The following is a 16,401-nucleotide window of genomic DNA, read 5'->3' as shown; positions in this document are numbered from 1 at the left end:
GCCGGATAACGTCTGAGGATCTGAATATCCATATATTTTCCAACTACTTCCTAAATTAAAGATGGCTCGCCTCACGCGAGCCACTTTAGTTATTTCAATCGATTCTCGATAAAGTCCAGATAGGAGTTCTGAGGTAAGTCCATAATATTTTGTCTTCGGGGGGAAACCTGTGCTCATCTAATTATTGGTGTAGAGTGCATGTTGCCTATCACAGACTTAGCCTGCATTCTTGCTCGGGTAAAAGACAACGCAAATTACGAATACACAATCACTCACCGTCTTTCGACGGAAATCATAATCTTTGTCGCTCGCCTATTGTTCGTAAAACACTTGTTGATCTTTGATAAATACATCACTGCGAAAATAACACTGAGTCAGTCTCATTTATGCAATGGTTTATTAGGGTTCCAAGTATAGCGATGCGGCACGTTAAGGGATAATCTCACCACTCCAAGCTATCTATCATTACTAAACGGCATACACTTACGTGCTACTCCAACACTCTTGTCTTGTTCTGATTAATGCTTCACGTAACCGTATGCGATATGAGCCAACAGGAGGCTTCTATGAAGATTGCATTTACTTTAACCTGCCTTGCCATGTTTACATCCAGTCTTGCAGTCGCCGAACACCATGGTTCGAAAGGAGGATTTAAAGGTCCATCGGCCGCTAAAGTATTACAAACGGTCGCATCAGCGCGCGATGCAGTAGATGATACTAATGTCGAACTGGTCGGCAACATCGTCTCCTCTCTCGGTGGAGATGATTACCTATTCCGAGATCAAACAGGCGAAATAGAAGTAGATATTGACCATCGATTATGGAATGGCGTGGAGGCAACGCCGGAAACAAAACTGATATTGAGAGGGGAAGTCGACAGAGATTGGAGAAGAATTTCTGTTGATGTAGACCGGATTAGCTATGCAGAAAAATAACAATATGACGATCCGCTACCTTAAATAATCACTGAATCTACGTATAACAAAGGGTACGGTAATACACTCTACCCTTTCTAACACTTATATGTATTGTTATGGCAGCAGAGACCCACCAGCTTTATGAATATCAACCGCTTGAAGGCACCTTTAGACCATACGTGTACTTCCTATCTTCTCCTTTTTAACTGCGTATTTCTTATTTTTTAGCGCTTAACAAATAAAAATGTGTCCAGAGACAAAAGCACATTAATTGACAATTCTGTTGATAAAGTGATTTCAGACAAATATACTCCCTACCAATTGAACACCGTTTTCAATTTTTTTCCCCGTGGATAGTCTATCTGATGCTCAACAGGCAAACAGACGCTTTGAGACGGGTAAATAATTAACCCAACCATCTAAGACTGAGTTATGAATAAAATAAGAGCGATCTTTTTACTTGCTGTTGCGATTGTTTTCACTGGCTGTACATCCATCCCCGATGCACCCATCAATCATGAAAAAACCAGCTATAACACCAGCGAAAAGAGTATTGCCTTCGGCAGGATCACTGTAAAAAATAACAATGCGCCATCATTCCAGCCCGAGCTGTGGAATTTAAGCGTTATGTCAGAAGGTAAAAAATTCGAATTTTCTATTCGAACGAACATGATTGCTGACCACGGCGAAAATGGCCGTGAATACTTTTTCAGCTTCGAAGCGCCTGCAGGCATGACACAAGTACAAAAGTTTACCCTGCATGCAGGCGTTCCACTTCTTGTATCAGCAGACGGAGCCTTTGAGCTTGATCAGATGGTGAAACTTGAAAAAGGAAAAATAACTTACTTGGGTGATATCACGGCGACAATCGTTGAGAAAAAAGATAATGAAGAAGCCGTAGGTCCTCTGTTACCCCTTATTGATCAGCGTGTTGCTGGGTTCTCAAATGGCACTTTCAGTGTCGATGTGAAAGACCATTTCGAAGAAGATTTAGAGCTGCTAAAACTCACCTATCCCGCAATAAAAGGACAAGTGTTCACGAAAAATATCGTTAAAAAACCAGCTCTTTACCAATAAAAATGTAAAAAGCACTGTCCCAATGGCAGTGCTTTTTTCTTACAACCCTCTCTGTAACACCCTGAGCTACGCTTTTCCTTGATTTTCTAACCAGTAAATCAATCGCAATTTATTCCAGTTCACAACATCTTCTTTACTATCACCCTGCATCATTTGCGCATTTCGATCGCCATTCACACGCATAAAGAGCATATCAGGTTTTTTACGCGTCTCACGATACGATGCTACCTGCCAACGTACCCAATCATCTTCGGTAGTTTTATCACTGACCAGAACCAGCATTTTTGACACTTGTGAAAGAAAATCTTTAACTGCTTCTTTCTCATGATCAGGCAGGGTAAAAAGGTCGTCTGGCTGACTTTCGCCTACCGATAATATGCCTTCAGGCAAACACCTTCCGCTCACACATGACACGCCGCATTGAGGACTGGCACACAACGATTTTATGGATTGGAAGTGCGCTGAATCATCCTGCGCATAACAGACGAGCATTGCTGGCATAACCTTCCCTTGTTTGCTGCATATCCTTAAAAGAGAGTAACTATATCTTCTCGCTTTTTCAGTCAGATAACAGCCCGAAAAAGAAAATTAGCAGGCATGAAACGGTAGCAATGATCGCGAGACAACCGATAAAGCAAATGAACATGGGATGAGATCACACTCTGGCATTACCCTTGTCGATAAACGGCGCTAGGCCAGCGACTCACTGACGAAATCAGCGCATATCAGCTTCAATGATCCGCATGAATTCAGCATCGGTGACATATTCACTGCTGTCAGTGCGATCCAAAAAGACAATCCCTTCAAGGTGGTCAAGTTCATGAAGAAACACGCGAGCAGCAAAACCAGAGAACTGCGTATCAACAGTGTTCCCATCCAGAGTCTGATAACTTACCTCTATCTCACTCGCGCGGGGTACTTTCGCTCGAATGCCCGGTATGCTGAGGCACCCCTCCCAATCCATTTCTATATTCTCACTTTGGCTGATTAACTTAGGGTTGAGCATAAGTGTGGGAGGCATTAAAGGCGCATTGGGGTAACGACTATTTGGCTTAGGTGCCACAATAAATGCACGAATCGACTCACTGACCTGAGGTGCAGCAATGCCTACACCATGATGGACTATCATGGTTTTTTCAAGATCAGCAAAAAACGGCTGAAGTTCTGAAAACTCGCTGGTTTTGACTGCCTCGGCCCGCTGGCGCAAAACCGGATTTCCTAACTGAGCAATTTCCATTAACCCCTCCATACTGAATATCCATATTAGAAGAGTAACTAGCCCTATCCCGGCTGACAAGCCACCATTGCCCTAACCCTGTGAAATAGTCCTTATAAACAAAGACGGACTTGTCTACTCATGGCTCAATCAACTGAAATGAAGTGAAAATTGCACAGAGCAGGTTTGCTTTAGTTCAATTTTTAGTGTGCAAAGGAGGAAGATAGGAAGCGGTATGATATATGATTCACTAAAATTACATTTATCAAATAATCCACGGGATCGTAATAATGTCAGATATCTTATTGATGATATCGCTCTACAGTGCCCTTATGGTGGCAATGGGACTCATCGCCTACAAACGCCCTAATCGAACCTCGCGAAAATGATATGCCAACATCCCAATGACATGTCCGCATTTCTAAAACATCGCTAAACCGAGACATTACGACATTACAGTACGCACTCATCGTCAATATATGGCTATCAAGTCGAGTTGCTCGACGAATGTATTCACTCTATATCGTCATCAATCAGACATAAATGTCCTCTAGTATCTATCACCAGTAACAGAGATTTTTGCTGGATAAGATGTATAAGGAGGTGGTATGTCCCAGAGCATGACGCTTATTTGTTACATAGTTGCGGTTTTTTTCACCTGGCAAAGTTCTGACGATTTAACAGCTCAACAGGCAATTGGCATTTACCTGCTAGGTGGTTATGCACTAATGGGGATATCTCACTTACTAACAAATCATCACCGTGACAATGTCATCAACCACTATTAAACCGAATTAAAAAAACGACATTTTAAAATGCCGGGTGCTCCCATTCCCGGTTTGGCCCAACGGGCAATTACTGTTGGCACTGATTGTTACCTCCCCCCAATATGTAACATCGGTGCCTTTTCTTTACACAAGCGTTCGACGTCTTTCAGCACTCACTCCCAACCAAGTTGAATAGAAAACAGACTATTACAATAATCGCTCATCTCTCTTATCGCTCTTGACTACCAGAAAAAATATCAAACAGTGTTTTAAATAACTCAAAAAAATCATTTAGTTACAAAAAACCGTCAAAATATCTTAACAGTTCATGATCTTGCTCAAATTTCATAACTCTTTTTTCAAATTAACTTGATCTATATCATATTTCCATTAACAAGAGGAGAAGCCGTTTTGATGAGTCTGATTTTCCTACTGACGGGCATCGCAATGTTGCTTGTCATGTGGGGCAAAGAAAAACCTTCGTATGCTTTATGGGCAGTTACCCTTGCACTGAGCATTTATTGGCTGAATCACCACGCGACAGATGCTCTGTCGATTTTGCTGTAGAGGTGATCATGCAACAAAAATATGTTTATCAACTGAATGTTCTCGGCATGTTTGGCATTGCGTCAGTGCTCTTTGCCGGTATTTTTTTCCAGTTTGCTTTGAATGAACTGCCTTGCCCACTCTGCTTATTACAGCGTGTTGGTTTCGCGCTGGTATTGTTTGGATTTGCACTTAATGTTCGCTTCGGTATCCGTCAGCGTCACTACGGTGTGATTCTACTGGGTGCCCTTTTTGGTGCCATGTCTGCCCTTCGACAGGTATCACTGCATGTTATTCCTGGCACGCCACATTATGGTTCTGATGTCATGGGAATGCACTACTACACTTGGGCATTCGTTATCTTTGGCCTGACAATTTTAGGGGTTTCTGTTTTGAATATGCTCTGGCAGGAAAAGTGGAGCGAAAACAGCGAAACAATGACCAAAATTGGTAAATATTGCATGTGGTTTGCTATTGGATCAGTGTTCCTGAATTTTGTGCTGACATTCGCAGAGTGTGGGCCTTACGAGTGTGCCGCTGACCCAGTTAAATACTGGCTTTTCAGCTAATAAAGAAACACGTAAAAATACTATAACTAGATATACATTAACGGATTTTTGGGTAATTGGGGAGCACTTCTCAATTACCTTTTTTTTCGAATTGCCGCAACATACCGTCTATTGTCACCACCGGATCCCCTACAAATCCCCTCAAACCTTATGACTTGTTTACACAAAGTTATTTCCACATAAGTTGTATGAGAAAGATGTCGAGGCAAGAGAAAGCTGAAAGCTTAGGCCATCTACTCTGGGCCTTTTCTTACGAACCTTTGGCACTCTAGCAATCGATAAAAGAGAATAGTAGACACCTCGCTGCACTTGGGCAGAATTCGCGTCTCTTGCCAGCTTGGTGATTTTTCACGAACAGGACATCTATCCATTGCCTGTGGGCCAGATGATTGAAGAGCGTGTAGGCACTCGCAAAATTCCTTGTTGAATTATTTTGGGCAAATATTAGGAATTACATTGGAGGTATTGGGGTTTGTTGCACTGTTATGGCCGATGAGTATTAAGAAACTGCTTTACATTACTACTATATTAATAACATTTTTATTATTGCTGTTTTTTATTGACAGTAAGATATGGGAATCCCCACTGAAGAAAGATACAGAAGTTAAAAAAGGGTATATTTTTGAGTCTGAACTACAGGTATTAATTTCAGGTAAATATTCTCTATTCGTAACTTTTGATTCTAGTATCGCTGAACTTCAAAAGGTGTTTGGAGAATTTGGTTGCTGGAATAGACATAAAAAAGCTCCTTGTGGCACGTATAAAGACTACGAAATTCACTGGACATTCACTTCCAATAAAGGTGTTGAGGTTAAAGGGAAGTCGACACCTCATATACAGCAAGGAGGTAGCTTAGGACAAAGATGGAAAGAAGGTATTGGCTTGCCTGTTCTTACATCTGGCGTCTACACATTAAAAGTAAGGTTTAATTCTGACTTTAGTCAATTAAGCCATCTCAACCCTCAAATCGAACTCTCTCCCGGTGGGATGGGCGCCAAAACATATGCTTCGTCACTACAGGCTAATATTTCAATATTTTACGTTGCGACCACTTTAGTCTGTTACTTTCTATTGAGCATAATTTTGTTATTGATAATTTATCGGCGTACAAAAGGCAAATTAATAAGGTCTTGAAGCGCTTAGCTATCACTCCTTCATCGCAATTATTTGGACGTGAGCCGTGTCAACATATAACAAAAGGAAATAAAAAATGGACGTTAATCTAAGAGAAATCACTAAAGACATTTGGTTCGAAATGCTTGACGTTGAAATCACTAAAGAGCAAGAAAACTATGTTGCGCTTCCGTCAGAAGCTATTGCCGCATCAAAATTCTATGACTATTACGTTAATCGGGGCGTTTATCTTGAAGATAAGCCAATTGGTTTTATCCAGTACTATCCCAATCATGAAAATGGAAAACCCAGTGAAATCTTCATAGACCAGCTGTTAATTGATGTGAGTTTTCAAGGTCGGGGCTATGGTTCAGAAGCAATAAAGATTGTACTTGAAGAAATCAAGCAATTGGAGGGCTTCAAATCAATATCTATCTGTCACGTCGAAGGACATGACGCAATGAAAAAGTTCTTCGAGCAGTTTAATTTTACCGTTGTAGAACAAGATGAATTTGATGAAACTATTATGGAATTACATTATACCTAGCAGGCTAATAAACGTCATTCCAGGCCCCCTTGCTAAACGGGGGCTTTCTACTTTTAGCCTCTTACATCCAAACCTTTCACACAGTCGCAATCGATAAAAGGGAATAGAAACCACATCGCTGTACTTAAGCAGGATTATCAACTTAAAACAGTTTGGTGATTTTCACGCGCAGGATTTTGTACAAATCTCTTCACACGAGAAGATTTATGGCGTGGAGACGGTCGCAAATTTTAGCCATGCACTATATTGGACAAATCGTAGGAATTTTATTGAACACTTTGGGGGTTATTAATCTGGTATGTATACAAGGAGTAATGGCAAAGAAAATCCTCAAGTCTCCGGGTTTTGGAATGTTGAGTACCGTTATATTTTTATTTAGTGTTGGAGTTTTCACATCAATAAATTCTGTTGATGGAGATGTAGTCTTTGAGCCTTACATTGCACAGGCAGCACAGAAGATCAAAAAAGGGAGCCAAAGCCCCCTATCAACTTCACTGCTGCGCAAGAAGCTTAAAAAACCATAGTCTCTGTTATAAAGCGTGCTTCAAACTGACTAGCAATGCTTCCCACTTGTTTAGTCACAGCCTCAGTATTACCGAAGTGAATACAATGTCAGCTATTCCCCACTACCTTAAACCGCGTCCAAACAGTCTACTGGCTGGTGTTCTGTATTAATTGTCAAGTTCCGCAATTTCGATTTTGTAATCTGTACCTTTTGCTGGCTGATTATGTAAAACAAGTGCAGGATATTTAAAGGTATTTACTGCGCTGATAAGGTTTAAATCAAAGCTGGTTGTCTGGAAGTCATTCTCTCCACTCACTCGGTATGTTATTGAACCGCCGGAAAGTTCAGAGCCCTCTGGGCATGAGAATGAAAAGCTGTCGCCTCTTTTGATATCTAATTGGCTTATTGAGCTTGATTGATATGAATCAGTACATTGGCGGTTGAGGATAATATCGCCGTCTCTAAGGTAACTGATCACAGGCACTTTGCCTTTGATGTCTTTCTTTGCGTATGGAAATACATCTACCTGTTCGTAACTAGCTGGAAGTTGCGTTCCTTGGGTAATGGTTTTTGTCATAAAATAGGCATAAGAATGGTCAGGACCCAACTCGCCGATAAAACCATTCTTATGGTCAACTGGTGTGTCTTGGTCGTTTAGCATTTCGAAATCAACCATACCCTCTAATGTTGAGGGCTTTTGAGGGTTCGCGTTCGCTTGAAGGGAGTCTTTAAGCACTTGCCCTTCGGAAAGTATATTTCCCCAAACGATACGAAAAGCATCACCCCATTTTTCATTTTCGACTATTCGGAATTTTTTGATTGAATCTGTGTAATTGAATACTGAATAGTAGAAATTACCTTTTCTTGTAATGGAAGAACCTGAACCTCCAGTGCCTTTAGCGCCTGTAGTACTTCCTGCATCACCGCCTCCGCAGCCGACCATACATAAAGATGTAAACAAACATAAAGGTATAATTTTGAAGTTCATGATTTATCTCTCACCTGAATTAATTGGACGACGTATTATTATTTAAGCGAAACAAAAAAACAACGTTCAAAAAGATATCATATGGTGACTGCACTGTTTCTTTCTTCATATCTATGTTGGTTTCAGATAGTTATTTCATAAAAAAGATAAATAGTATTTAAGAAGGTTATATCGATTTATCAAGTTAGCTTTATGGGTAGAAATACACTTCTTCGGCAACTTCATGCCGTTAGGCTGTACTCTATCTCGATACTTAAGTTTCAAATATCAATAATTTAATTTTGTAGTAAGCAATAAACAAGTAACGTGCATTCTTTACTGATTTGTTGAGTTTATGCCTGTCATTTGACCCAGCTCAGTCGGCGGGGTTATCTCCTAAGACGCATTTAACAGCTCTGACTAGAGTTGGACGATACCTGATGAAATAGGAGGAATTGTACTTTCAAAGAGGCTCTTGAAAACCCCGTCCTCGGGGAGGTGCTGAAAATATCGTTGTCGCCAATAAGCTGACACGAGCGTTTACGCTCACTGCTCCATATCAATCATAGGTAACAGACATCACTTATATCAAAACGCATGAAGGCTGGTTATATCTAGCCATGATCATCGATTTATTCTTCAGACGTGTAATTGGGTGGTCAACGAATCTTTGCACCGCTCTCCATTAAAACGCCATTCTCAAGGATGCTGCTCACCAGTTTTTCAGTTCTGGTCCGATATGTTTTAACAATGCTCACCTCACAAGGAAGCCCCATCCCTCATCAAGTGTCATTGAAACAGTACCCCTCAAGGGTACTCTTGCATAGGGTAAAAGAAGCCGTGTGAATGTGAGCACTTGCAGTGCTATTCACTTTAATATGGTCTAGGGGCGTCACAATTAATGCTGGAGCGCTTTTGCGTGTAGCTAAAGTTAAAAGTCCACGTCGCTTAAGTCACCGCCAGTTTCAGCATTACCCCATGCGACTACCGTACCGTCTTCCCTTACTGCGGAAAATGAAGTTTTTGATGTATATATGTCCTTGATAGGATTTTGGGGATCAAAAGAAACCGTGTGACTATCTCCACCACTTTCAGGATCACCCCAAGTAACCACCGACCCGTCCTCTCTCAATGCAGCAAAGGCTGTTTCTGTCGAGAAGATTTTTTTTACGGGATTCTGGGGATCAAAGGTAATCGCGTGGCTATCTCCACCACTTTCAGGATCCCCCCAAGTAACCACAGAGCCATCTTTTTTCAGTGCTGCAAATGCGAAATCTGTTGAAAAAATACTTTTTATCGGATTCCGCGGATCAAAGGTGATTTTACCAAGATCACCACCAGACCCCTTCTCTCCCCAAGTAACGACTGTGCCATCTTTTCGCAGAGCAGCAAATGCGATAGCTGAAGAGGTAATTTTCTTGATTGGGTTTTGTGGCTCAAAGATTATCGAGCTAGAATCATCCCCTTCACTCTCTTCATCCACGTTCCCCCAGGTAACAGCACTGCCGTCTTGTCGTAGTGCTGCGAACGCGAAAGATGATGAGACAATCTCTTTGACAGGGTTCTTCGGATCAAAGGTTACTGTACCCAGATCACCTCCACCATATGTCTCTCCCCAAGTTACAACTGTGCCATCTTCCCGCAATGCGGCAAATGCCACCGCAGTTGAGAAAATACTCTTAACAGGATTGTCGGGGGCAAAGGTGACGGCACCAACGTCACCGCCCTGTTCTTTGTCTCCCCAAGCAACCACAGTTCCATCATTACGAATTGCAGCAGATGCACTTTGCGTAGAGAAAATTTCTTTGACTGGGTTCATGGGTTCGAAGTTGAACGAAGCAGGGGCACTATCACCCAACGTCTCTCCCAAAGCCACAACGGTAGCGTCTTTTCGCAAAGCAACGAATGCAGAGTGAGTCGGAAAAATTTTCTTTACGGGGTTTTGGGGATCAAAGGTGACAGTTCCACGTTCACCGCCAATACTTCCCCAAGTGACCAACGTTCCATCTGCTCGCAATGCGGCGAAAGCCATCTCTGTCGAGAAGATAACTGTTACCGGGTTTTGCGGATCAAACACACCCTTGTAAAGACTGCCACCATACTGGGTATCCCCCCAAGTGACCAACGTTCCATCTGCTCGCAATGCGGCGAAAGCCGAACCTGTCGAAAAAATTTCCTTTACAGGGTTCTGAGCGACCAATTTCAACGGACTGCTATCGCAGGCTTTACACTCCACTTTCGAAAGCGTTAATTCATCATTGCCCCAGCTATTAAATTTTTTATTTAAAAAAGCATCGGAAGTTTCTGATTCTGGGGTAAAAGTTGGATCTACTTCTGGCGACTCTGTTACTGTATTTTCAGAAATAGAGTCACAGCCAGATAATATTGACAAGAAGAAGATGGTTGATAAGGCTTTATGTTTGAAGTTCTTCATTTTCATCCCCGATGAAAGGTAACAATTAAGTAATAAACATGATTTCGTTTAATAATCTTAAGTCGCTATCAATCTACATCGGCTAATTTTTATACTCGCAGAGGATAAGGGCAGTTTCGAGATACATCGCAGAAATACAAACAAATGATATGGGGATTTTCTGTGTCACTAATGCAGCATCACACTCTTCCACGTAAACCAATGCTCTCGAGGTTTGAGGCCTTAATTGATACGCAAAAATATACTGACTTAAGCTTTTTTGTCGTCATGTTTTCATAGTCATAACAACAATTTTGCTACTCTATTTAAACAGTGAGCACAAGGTTTTATAGGTATAGCGCCATCACGTATTCATACCCACACTGAGTATTTTTTACTGGCAGTAGAAGTCAGCGAAATGATCCGATAGGCGATGGGTGTTCACTATCATCTCCCGCTTTTCGTAGCCATAAACTGTGTACTCAACTTACAAGCCAGTTCCAATTGGCTTGTTCACTGATTTCAGTTTCAACGGCTTGCTTATAAGGTTATAGGCAGCACCGAAACACACATCATTTAAAACACATCGCAAACAAGGTTACAGCGCCGACAGAGCCATTTATTGCCATAGCTGTAATCATCCTGGCTGACAACGTGACTTCTTGCTTGGTAGCTAGCCACTTTGAAAACAACAGAAAAGGAAAAAGGAAAGTAGCCAGAGTTATCTGAATAAGAAAAATGAGTGAAAGTGGCTCGTACCATTCCAAAGAAATAGATTGATTTTGCACAGCCAAGATAATGATACTTCCAATCGATTGGGGGATATTTAACATCTCAATAAGGATGAGGCCAATTAACGATGCACCAGCTGAGAGGATTGGATGTGTTATTAATACTGGATACAAGCTCTTCAGCGTGACAAATATAGCGCGTGACAGTAAAGTAAAACTGCTAGATAAATGAAAAACGTAGTTATCTTCACGTTGCCGCTTGTTCCTCCCCGAAAAAAAACTGTTAATAAAGCATGAAGGCTAATCACCAAGCCTGAGGCGACAGAGATAACCTTGATGGAGAATTGCGACTTTTGCGGATTGATGCGAACAGTATAAAGACAAAGATAGGCAGGGGTACCAATACTTAGCACTGTCAGTTGAACGAGTTCACTTATCCGGGATTGCTGCCAAAACCAATATAAAAAAGAGACCAGCAACAGTGACACGAAAGCGAGCGTCCATCACTTTTCTTCAACTTTCACCACAACTGGTCTCCTTTACGTTATCTATTTATTGACAATGTCGATGTTGTTTACATCACGCCCAGTTCTTCAATCGCTTCATCAGTCTTTAATGTCATTGCTTCAACGTCTTCAACTGGTATCAGGAAGCCGCTCAACACTGTGGCTCATCTCTTGAAATCAGCTAGATAGCTCTGCGCGACGGAGAAGTCGCCGTTTGCAATGAGGATATCAATGATGTCCAGAAGATACAGCGGTATGCTTTCAATGGAATCAAAGATATCCACAACTTTCACCAGATCTCGTAACTCTGCCATCAAGTCATGGATATCCACCGGACTTTCTTCGACCGTCAGCACACAATCTGACTGGATCACGTAACCAGCGACTAGTTGCTATCGGATTTTTTGAAGGATGGAAGCAGAATGACTCGCTGTGTGTTCATGCTACTTATATTCATGTTTGGTCGACTATTTATGCTTGGCCGACGTATCGGCTAATCGCGTGTTTGTAAAAAATCAATAATCACACACTGGCCTTACGCCCCAGCTTTAAGTACGATAAGTTATTATATTTCAATAATTTAAAATAAGATTGAGAGTAATATTGTTGAGTTTACTTTGCTCGTCACTCCAAGCTTGTGTCACATGAACCGAACACTACAGATTGTTCATCGGTTTACGCTTCTTGAACATTACTATATTCAAGCTCCTGATAAGACATATCTTGTTTATCATGCCTTAACATATAAACAAGTGAACTCTAATTAAGTATTTAATAAAATATTATTGGCCAATCTATTTCTTATATAACACTATTTATAAGTTTATATTCAATTATATGTTACTCATAATAGTGATTAATATAGTGTAATAATCTATAAAATATATATTCATCAGAGTTATTAATAAAAAAACAAATAACTTTATTTAACAAATAGTAACTTCCTCTCTCTTGTTATCCATCACACCTCCAATTATAAAGTTTGGCGTTATTTTTAACTCACTTAATTGAATAAGGATATTTATGGATAAAATAAATAAAGAAAGGAGAGGTTTTCTAAAAAGCACATATGGTTTGTTATTTTCTCCCATTATAATTTCTTCGCTTCCCATGTCTTTTTTACTTACTGGATGTGACAGTAGATTTTACAGAATTACTTATGAAAACTGGTCACAGGACATACGCGTTCAAAATGTCCTAGCCGCAAAAGTGTATAGTAATCAAGGGTTAGAAACATTAGCTGATTGGGCGCTTAATAATAACTATTACATCAAAGCCTTTGGTTCAATGCATAACTGGTCGCCATTGATCATCTCTGAGGAGGCGTCAGACAAAAAAGCGCTTCTCATCGATATATCTCAGTTTGATCACCTTGATATGGTGTCCTCGGCAGAAGACCATGGTGTAGTGAGAGCTGGAGGTGGCGTTCAGGCTGAAGCTCTTTATCAATATCTCTCTGATCAACCGGGGGGAAATCCCAATATACCGGGCTATGCATTCTCAAATACTCCAGCTCCTGGAAACCTTTCTTTAGCAGGCATGCTGTCAATAGGTGGCCATGGCACCAAAGTCGATTATCAGGACTCCACAGAGAATGAATACTTTAATGGCTCTATCAGCAACTGTGTATTATCGCTAACCGTAATGGTCTGGAACGGAGAAAAATACGCAATCCGCACTTTTCAACGAGGTGAAGAGGATGGCGATTTATTTCTAACTGCACTTGGCTCAACCATCATTATTGAGGCCACTCTCTTTGTTTTACCGAATTATAATCTTCGTTGTCAGAGCTTCACCAATATTCACCATACCGAACTATTCGCTGAGACCGCCTCCGAGTCACCTTTGACAATCTCGAATATTATTGATGATGCTGGGCGTATGGAGGTCATTTGGTTTCCGTTTAGTCAGTATCCATGGCTAAAAGTGTGGACCAACGAACCTGAAAAACCGCCGTCTTCAAGAAGGGTGTCTGGTGCCTATAACTATCCTTTCAGCGACAACATACCTGTTTTTATCTCAGATTTTATTAAAAGCACCTTGGTAGCAAATCCATCGTTAGTACCCGCATTTGGCAAGCTTCAGGCGGCAATCACTTCTTTTGCTCTGAAAGGAGGCGCAAAACGGGAGACGTTATTCAAAAAAATGACTGAACCCACAAAGTCCAGGAGAGGAGAGACCACTACAGACGTCATATCTGAAGCCGAATTCAATATCTTCGAACCATACATCAAGGCAGTAGAACATACTCTACAGGGAAATAGTCATACCAGATCTTTCCTTACGCAAAGCAATGATTTGTGGGGTGATGCTTGGAAAACCTTAGTTTATGTCCGAGAGACAACGCTGCGCATAACAGCTAATGGCTATGCTGTTCACCTCAATCGGTCTGACATACAGTCTTTTTTACATGACTTCACTCAGGTCTATCTGAGACTGCAGGATAAGTACGCATCACGGGGACAATATCCGATGGCTGGTCCAATGGAAATTCGCATTACGGGGACAGACACCACAAATGGCCTCAATATACTTGGAGCAAAACCGCCCGCTTTTTCGGCAACAACTGCAACAACAGATTCTTCCCTAGATTCTGTTGTGTGGTTAGATTTATTAACCTTTAGTGATATGCCTGAAATGGGCGCTCTGTATCAGGAAATTGAAAATTGGCTTTATGAGAAGCTGCCTGCGGAGCAAATCAGAGTAGAATGGTCAAAAGGATGGGGCTACAACGCCTCTGGGCCGTGGCAAAACCACGACTTCATCGCCAATACTCTGCGAGACACATTTGCATCAGCCACCAGCACATATGAAAACACGGTAGCCCGATTAAGACGGTATGATCCTCATTACCTTTTCTCTTCGCCTTTTATCAAAAAGCTGGTTCCATAAAACTTTTTTGCTGAAGTACCAACGCCTCAGCATCTTATCTTCTCAACCTGACACTTTCGAAAGCGGCTCATATTATATTGAAAGAGACAATGTCTGGGCTCAGTGTATTGGTAGTTGATCCTGACATTTAAGGTAGCACCTTACTCTTCCAGCCTAATTCTGCAAACGCATCAAAACTTTTGTTCGTCACGCATAGACACAAGCTATGCAAGATCGAAATATCCATAAGGCCTAGTCGATAAAAGAGCGCTAAATGCGATCTCTCAGGTTCATTCTTGGAATCATTCGTGTAAGTCATAATATCGATGATGTGTCCTTCCTCCAGAGGCTCGGCACATCAGCTATGGATATTGCCCCATCTCATCGTGGCAAAGGAAATGGTAAGTGGATACTCGAGTTGCTACTGCAAAAGGTCACTGCATTAGGTATTGAACACGTGCTTGTTACCGCGGACCGAAGACAATGTTCTCTCAAGGAAACTTATTGAAGGTATTTCCCACCCCGTAAGCCAAGTATTAGATTGACGGTCGGTAGCATCCAAACAGTTCGTCCCTCCTGACCAGACAAGTATTGTCTATCAAGCAAAAGCATGTTGATCAATAAATAAAGAAGTTCTGGCATTACCTTACAACGCTTAGATATGCATCGGATAATAATTGAAAAACATGTCATAAATATCAGTAGATTTTTATATTTATCGAATATATCGGTTAAATGTTGAGCATATTTTTGAATAATAAACAATAGGATTATTTTAATGATGGATTAATCAATAAATGAATTTTTTTAAAATTTATAACCACATCTAAAAATAGAATTAATACTCAATTTTATCAGTCATTTATCTGATCTTCATAATTTCTCAACCCGTAAAAGTTAGCGTTATTTAACTATCAGTGAATCAAATACACGACGCTGATTTTTCTTGTTAATTTTTGATATGTCGCTTATATGAAAACGGAGTTATTATGAAATCGACAATAAGCAAAACCTTATTACCTCTTGCTCTAACATTTGGTGCAACCGAAGCGATGGCATTAGGGGATATCGTTTTAGATTTTAAGCAGCCTGTCGAAAATATTAGGATGATCACTGACGCGACAGAAAGACAGGCAGGTTTGTCTCACGCGTACAATGGGTTTCAGAACAGTAAAAACAACAAAAGCCACTTTTTCTTCACCCAACTCAATCCGCAACCAAGCGGTGCCGCTTTTGCCAGCTTCGTTGCCGGAGTAGATTATGATCTGTCTAACTCTTACTCACTATGTTTGACAGGCAAGTCCCTCAACGAGAAAAATGCTATTTATCAGCTAATTGTTGAAACAGAAGAAAGTAGAACACAAGGTTTTTCGTACAAATACAACTTTGATGTTGTGCCGAGCGCGGAATTCGAAAAAGACTTTTATTTCGGCAATTTCCAAGCTGAACGCAGAGGTAGAGCATACCCAGAGGCACCTTTCCTTGATACCAGCAAAATTGAGTCTATCGGCATCAGAATCTCTGGTACTCCAATACAAGGGGACAATGGTGTTCGTCAGAAAGGACTTTATGGTCTTCAACTCTTGAGCCTTAAATCCAACTGTGACGGTTAACCGCACAAGTACCACTTTATAACATGTTAAAAGATAACCGTTT

At 41.0% G+C, this 16,401-nt stretch carries 17 protein-coding genes; 11 read left to right on the top strand and 6 right to left on the bottom strand.

Going from position 1 to position 16,401, the window contains the following annotated elements; translation table 11 throughout:
* Positions 1 to 566 precede the first annotated feature (566 nt).
* Together A8L45_RS01325 and A8L45_RS01320 are read left to right on the top strand one after the other, a co-directional pair.
* Positions 567 to 935: a YgiW/YdeI family stress tolerance OB fold protein gene (locus tag A8L45_RS01325; protein ID WP_068898411.1), complete on the top strand. Its 369-nt coding sequence runs from the start codon at positions 567 to 569 to the stop codon at positions 933 to 935.
* Positions 936 to 1,349: 414 nt separating this feature from the next.
* Entirely contained in the window at positions 1,350 to 1,994 is a 645-nt protein-coding gene (locus A8L45_RS01320; protein ID WP_068898410.1) for a hypothetical protein, read from the top strand.
* Between the two features lie 66 nt (positions 1,995 to 2,060).
* Here A8L45_RS01320 and A8L45_RS01315 read toward each other — a convergent pair whose 3' ends face one another.
* Positions 2,061 to 2,495, bottom strand: a complete 435-nt coding sequence (locus A8L45_RS01315; RefSeq protein ID WP_068898408.1) for a TIR domain-containing protein — start codon at positions 2,493 to 2,495, stop codon at positions 2,061 to 2,063.
* A gap of 214 nt (positions 2,496 to 2,709) precedes the next feature.
* Entirely contained in the window at positions 2,710 to 3,231 is a 522-nt protein-coding gene (def, locus tag A8L45_RS01310) for a peptide deformylase (protein WP_245680620.1), read from the bottom strand.
* 587 nt (positions 3,232 to 3,818) lie between these two features.
* Between def and A8L45_RS01305 the strand changes: the two genes are divergently transcribed.
* The 6 genes from A8L45_RS01305 to A8L45_RS01285 all read left to right on the top strand — a co-directional run bounded on the left by A8L45_RS01305 (position 3,819) and on the right by A8L45_RS01285 (position 7,276).
* Positions 3,819 to 3,998 carry a hypothetical protein gene (locus tag A8L45_RS01305; protein ID WP_068898404.1) on the top strand — a complete coding sequence of 60 codons (180 nt, stop codon included), beginning with the start codon at positions 3,819 to 3,821 and terminating at the stop codon, positions 3,996 to 3,998.
* Positions 3,999 to 4,391: 393 nt separating this feature from the next.
* Positions 4,392 to 4,544 (top strand): DUF5993 family protein, encoded by a 153-nt coding sequence (locus A8L45_RS24355; protein WP_175401859.1) that lies wholly within the window; start codon positions 4,392 to 4,394, stop codon positions 4,542 to 4,544.
* 8 nt (positions 4,545 to 4,552) lie between these two features.
* Positions 4,553 to 5,092: a disulfide bond formation protein B gene (locus A8L45_RS01300; RefSeq protein WP_068898403.1), complete on the top strand. Its 540-nt coding sequence runs from the start codon at positions 4,553 to 4,555 to the stop codon at positions 5,090 to 5,092.
* Positions 5,093 to 5,512: 420 nt separating this feature from the next.
* Complete coding sequence (locus A8L45_RS01295) at positions 5,513 to 6,226, top strand: hypothetical protein (protein ID WP_175401871.1); 714 nt, start codon at positions 5,513 to 5,515, stop codon at positions 6,224 to 6,226.
* 76 nt (positions 6,227 to 6,302) lie between these two features.
* Positions 6,303 to 6,752: a GNAT family N-acetyltransferase gene (locus A8L45_RS01290; protein ID WP_068898399.1), complete on the top strand. Its 450-nt coding sequence runs from the start codon at positions 6,303 to 6,305 to the stop codon at positions 6,750 to 6,752.
* Positions 6,753 to 7,066: 314 nt separating this feature from the next.
* Positions 7,067 to 7,276, top strand: a complete 210-nt coding sequence (locus A8L45_RS01285) for a hypothetical protein (protein ID WP_139122272.1) — start codon at positions 7,067 to 7,069, stop codon at positions 7,274 to 7,276.
* A 147-nt stretch (positions 7,277 to 7,423) separates the two neighbouring features.
* Here A8L45_RS01285 and A8L45_RS01280 read toward each other — a convergent pair whose 3' ends face one another.
* From A8L45_RS01280 to A8L45_RS24345, 4 genes are all read right to left on the bottom strand, one after another.
* The gene (locus tag A8L45_RS01280; RefSeq protein ID WP_068898396.1) at positions 7,424 to 8,245 is read right to left on the bottom strand and encodes a hypothetical protein; all 822 of its coding nucleotides are present in this window, start codon (positions 8,243 to 8,245) and stop codon (positions 7,424 to 7,426) included.
* A gap of 910 nt (positions 8,246 to 9,155) precedes the next feature.
* The gene (locus A8L45_RS01275; protein ID WP_068898394.1) at positions 9,156 to 10,658 is read right to left on the bottom strand and encodes an RCC1 domain-containing protein; all 1,503 of its coding nucleotides are present in this window, start codon (positions 10,656 to 10,658) and stop codon (positions 9,156 to 9,158) included.
* Between the two features lie 1,380 nt (positions 10,659 to 12,038).
* Complete coding sequence (locus tag A8L45_RS01265; RefSeq protein ID WP_139122271.1) at positions 12,039 to 12,248, bottom strand: hypothetical protein; 210 nt, start codon at positions 12,246 to 12,248, stop codon at positions 12,039 to 12,041.
* Between the two features lie 552 nt (positions 12,249 to 12,800).
* On the bottom strand, positions 12,801 to 12,986 hold the full coding sequence (locus tag A8L45_RS24345) for a hypothetical protein (protein ID WP_175401869.1): 186 nt from the start codon (positions 12,984 to 12,986) through the stop codon (positions 12,801 to 12,803).
* A gap of 97 nt (positions 12,987 to 13,083) precedes the next feature.
* On the opposite strand from A8L45_RS24345, the gene A8L45_RS23690 reads away from it, so the two are divergent.
* From A8L45_RS23690 to A8L45_RS01250, 3 genes are all read left to right on the top strand, one after another.
* Positions 13,084 to 14,766 (top strand): cholesterol oxidase substrate-binding domain-containing protein, encoded by a 1,683-nt coding sequence (locus tag A8L45_RS23690; protein ID WP_175401868.1) that lies wholly within the window; start codon positions 13,084 to 13,086, stop codon positions 14,764 to 14,766.
* Positions 14,767 to 15,019: 253 nt separating this feature from the next.
* Complete coding sequence (locus tag A8L45_RS01255) at positions 15,020 to 15,253, top strand: hypothetical protein (protein ID WP_068898387.1); 234 nt, start codon at positions 15,020 to 15,022, stop codon at positions 15,251 to 15,253.
* A 481-nt stretch (positions 15,254 to 15,734) separates the two neighbouring features.
* On the top strand, positions 15,735 to 16,358 hold the full coding sequence (locus A8L45_RS01250; RefSeq protein ID WP_068898385.1) for a CIA30 family protein: 624 nt from the start codon (positions 15,735 to 15,737) through the stop codon (positions 16,356 to 16,358).
* Positions 16,359 to 16,401 lie beyond the last annotated feature (43 nt).

The sequence above is a fragment of the Veronia pacifica genome (genome assembly GCF_001707825.1).
In the GTDB taxonomy this organism is placed as follows: Bacteria; Pseudomonadota; Gammaproteobacteria; order Enterobacterales; family Vibrionaceae; genus Veronia; species Veronia pacifica.
The sequence above is the reverse complement of the archived record's forward strand: the minus strand, read 5'-3'. Positions and strand labels throughout refer to the sequence as shown.

Coding starts and splice junctions, on each gene's coding strand:
- A8L45_RS01280 (WP_068898396.1), bottom strand. CDS start 8,245: ATGAACTTCAAAATTATACCTTTATGTTTGTTTACATCTTTATGTATG.
- A8L45_RS01320 (WP_068898410.1), top strand. CDS start 1,350: ATGAATAAAATAAGAGCGATCTTTTTACTTGCTGTTGCGATTGTTTTC.
- A8L45_RS01305 (WP_068898404.1), top strand. CDS start 3,819: ATGTCCCAGAGCATGACGCTTATTTGTTACATAGTTGCGGTTTTTTTC.
- A8L45_RS01285 (WP_139122272.1), top strand. CDS start 7,067: ATGGCAAAGAAAATCCTCAAGTCTCCGGGTTTTGGAATGTTGAGTACC.
- A8L45_RS01290 (WP_068898399.1), top strand. CDS start 6,303: ATGGACGTTAATCTAAGAGAAATCACTAAAGACATTTGGTTCGAAATG.
- A8L45_RS01275 (WP_068898394.1), bottom strand. CDS start 10,658: ATGAAGAACTTCAAACATAAAGCCTTATCAACCATCTTCTTCTTGTCA.
- A8L45_RS01315 (WP_068898408.1), bottom strand. CDS start 2,495: ATGCCAGCAATGCTCGTCTGTTATGCGCAGGATGATTCAGCGCACTTC.
- A8L45_RS24355 (WP_175401859.1), top strand. CDS start 4,392: ATGAGTCTGATTTTCCTACTGACGGGCATCGCAATGTTGCTTGTCATG.
- A8L45_RS01300 (WP_068898403.1), top strand. CDS start 4,553: ATGCAACAAAAATATGTTTATCAACTGAATGTTCTCGGCATGTTTGGC.
- A8L45_RS24345 (WP_175401869.1), bottom strand. CDS start 12,986: ATGGGAAGCGAAGAAATTATAATGGGAGAAAATAACAAACCATATGTG.
- def (WP_245680620.1), bottom strand. CDS start 3,231: ATGGAAATTGCTCAGTTAGGAAATCCGGTTTTGCGCCAGCGGGCCGAG.
- A8L45_RS01255 (WP_068898387.1), top strand. CDS start 15,020: ATGCGATCTCTCAGGTTCATTCTTGGAATCATTCGTGTAAGTCATAAT.
- A8L45_RS01325 (WP_068898411.1), top strand. CDS start 567: ATGAAGATTGCATTTACTTTAACCTGCCTTGCCATGTTTACATCCAGT.
- A8L45_RS01250 (WP_068898385.1), top strand. CDS start 15,735: ATGAAATCGACAATAAGCAAAACCTTATTACCTCTTGCTCTAACATTT.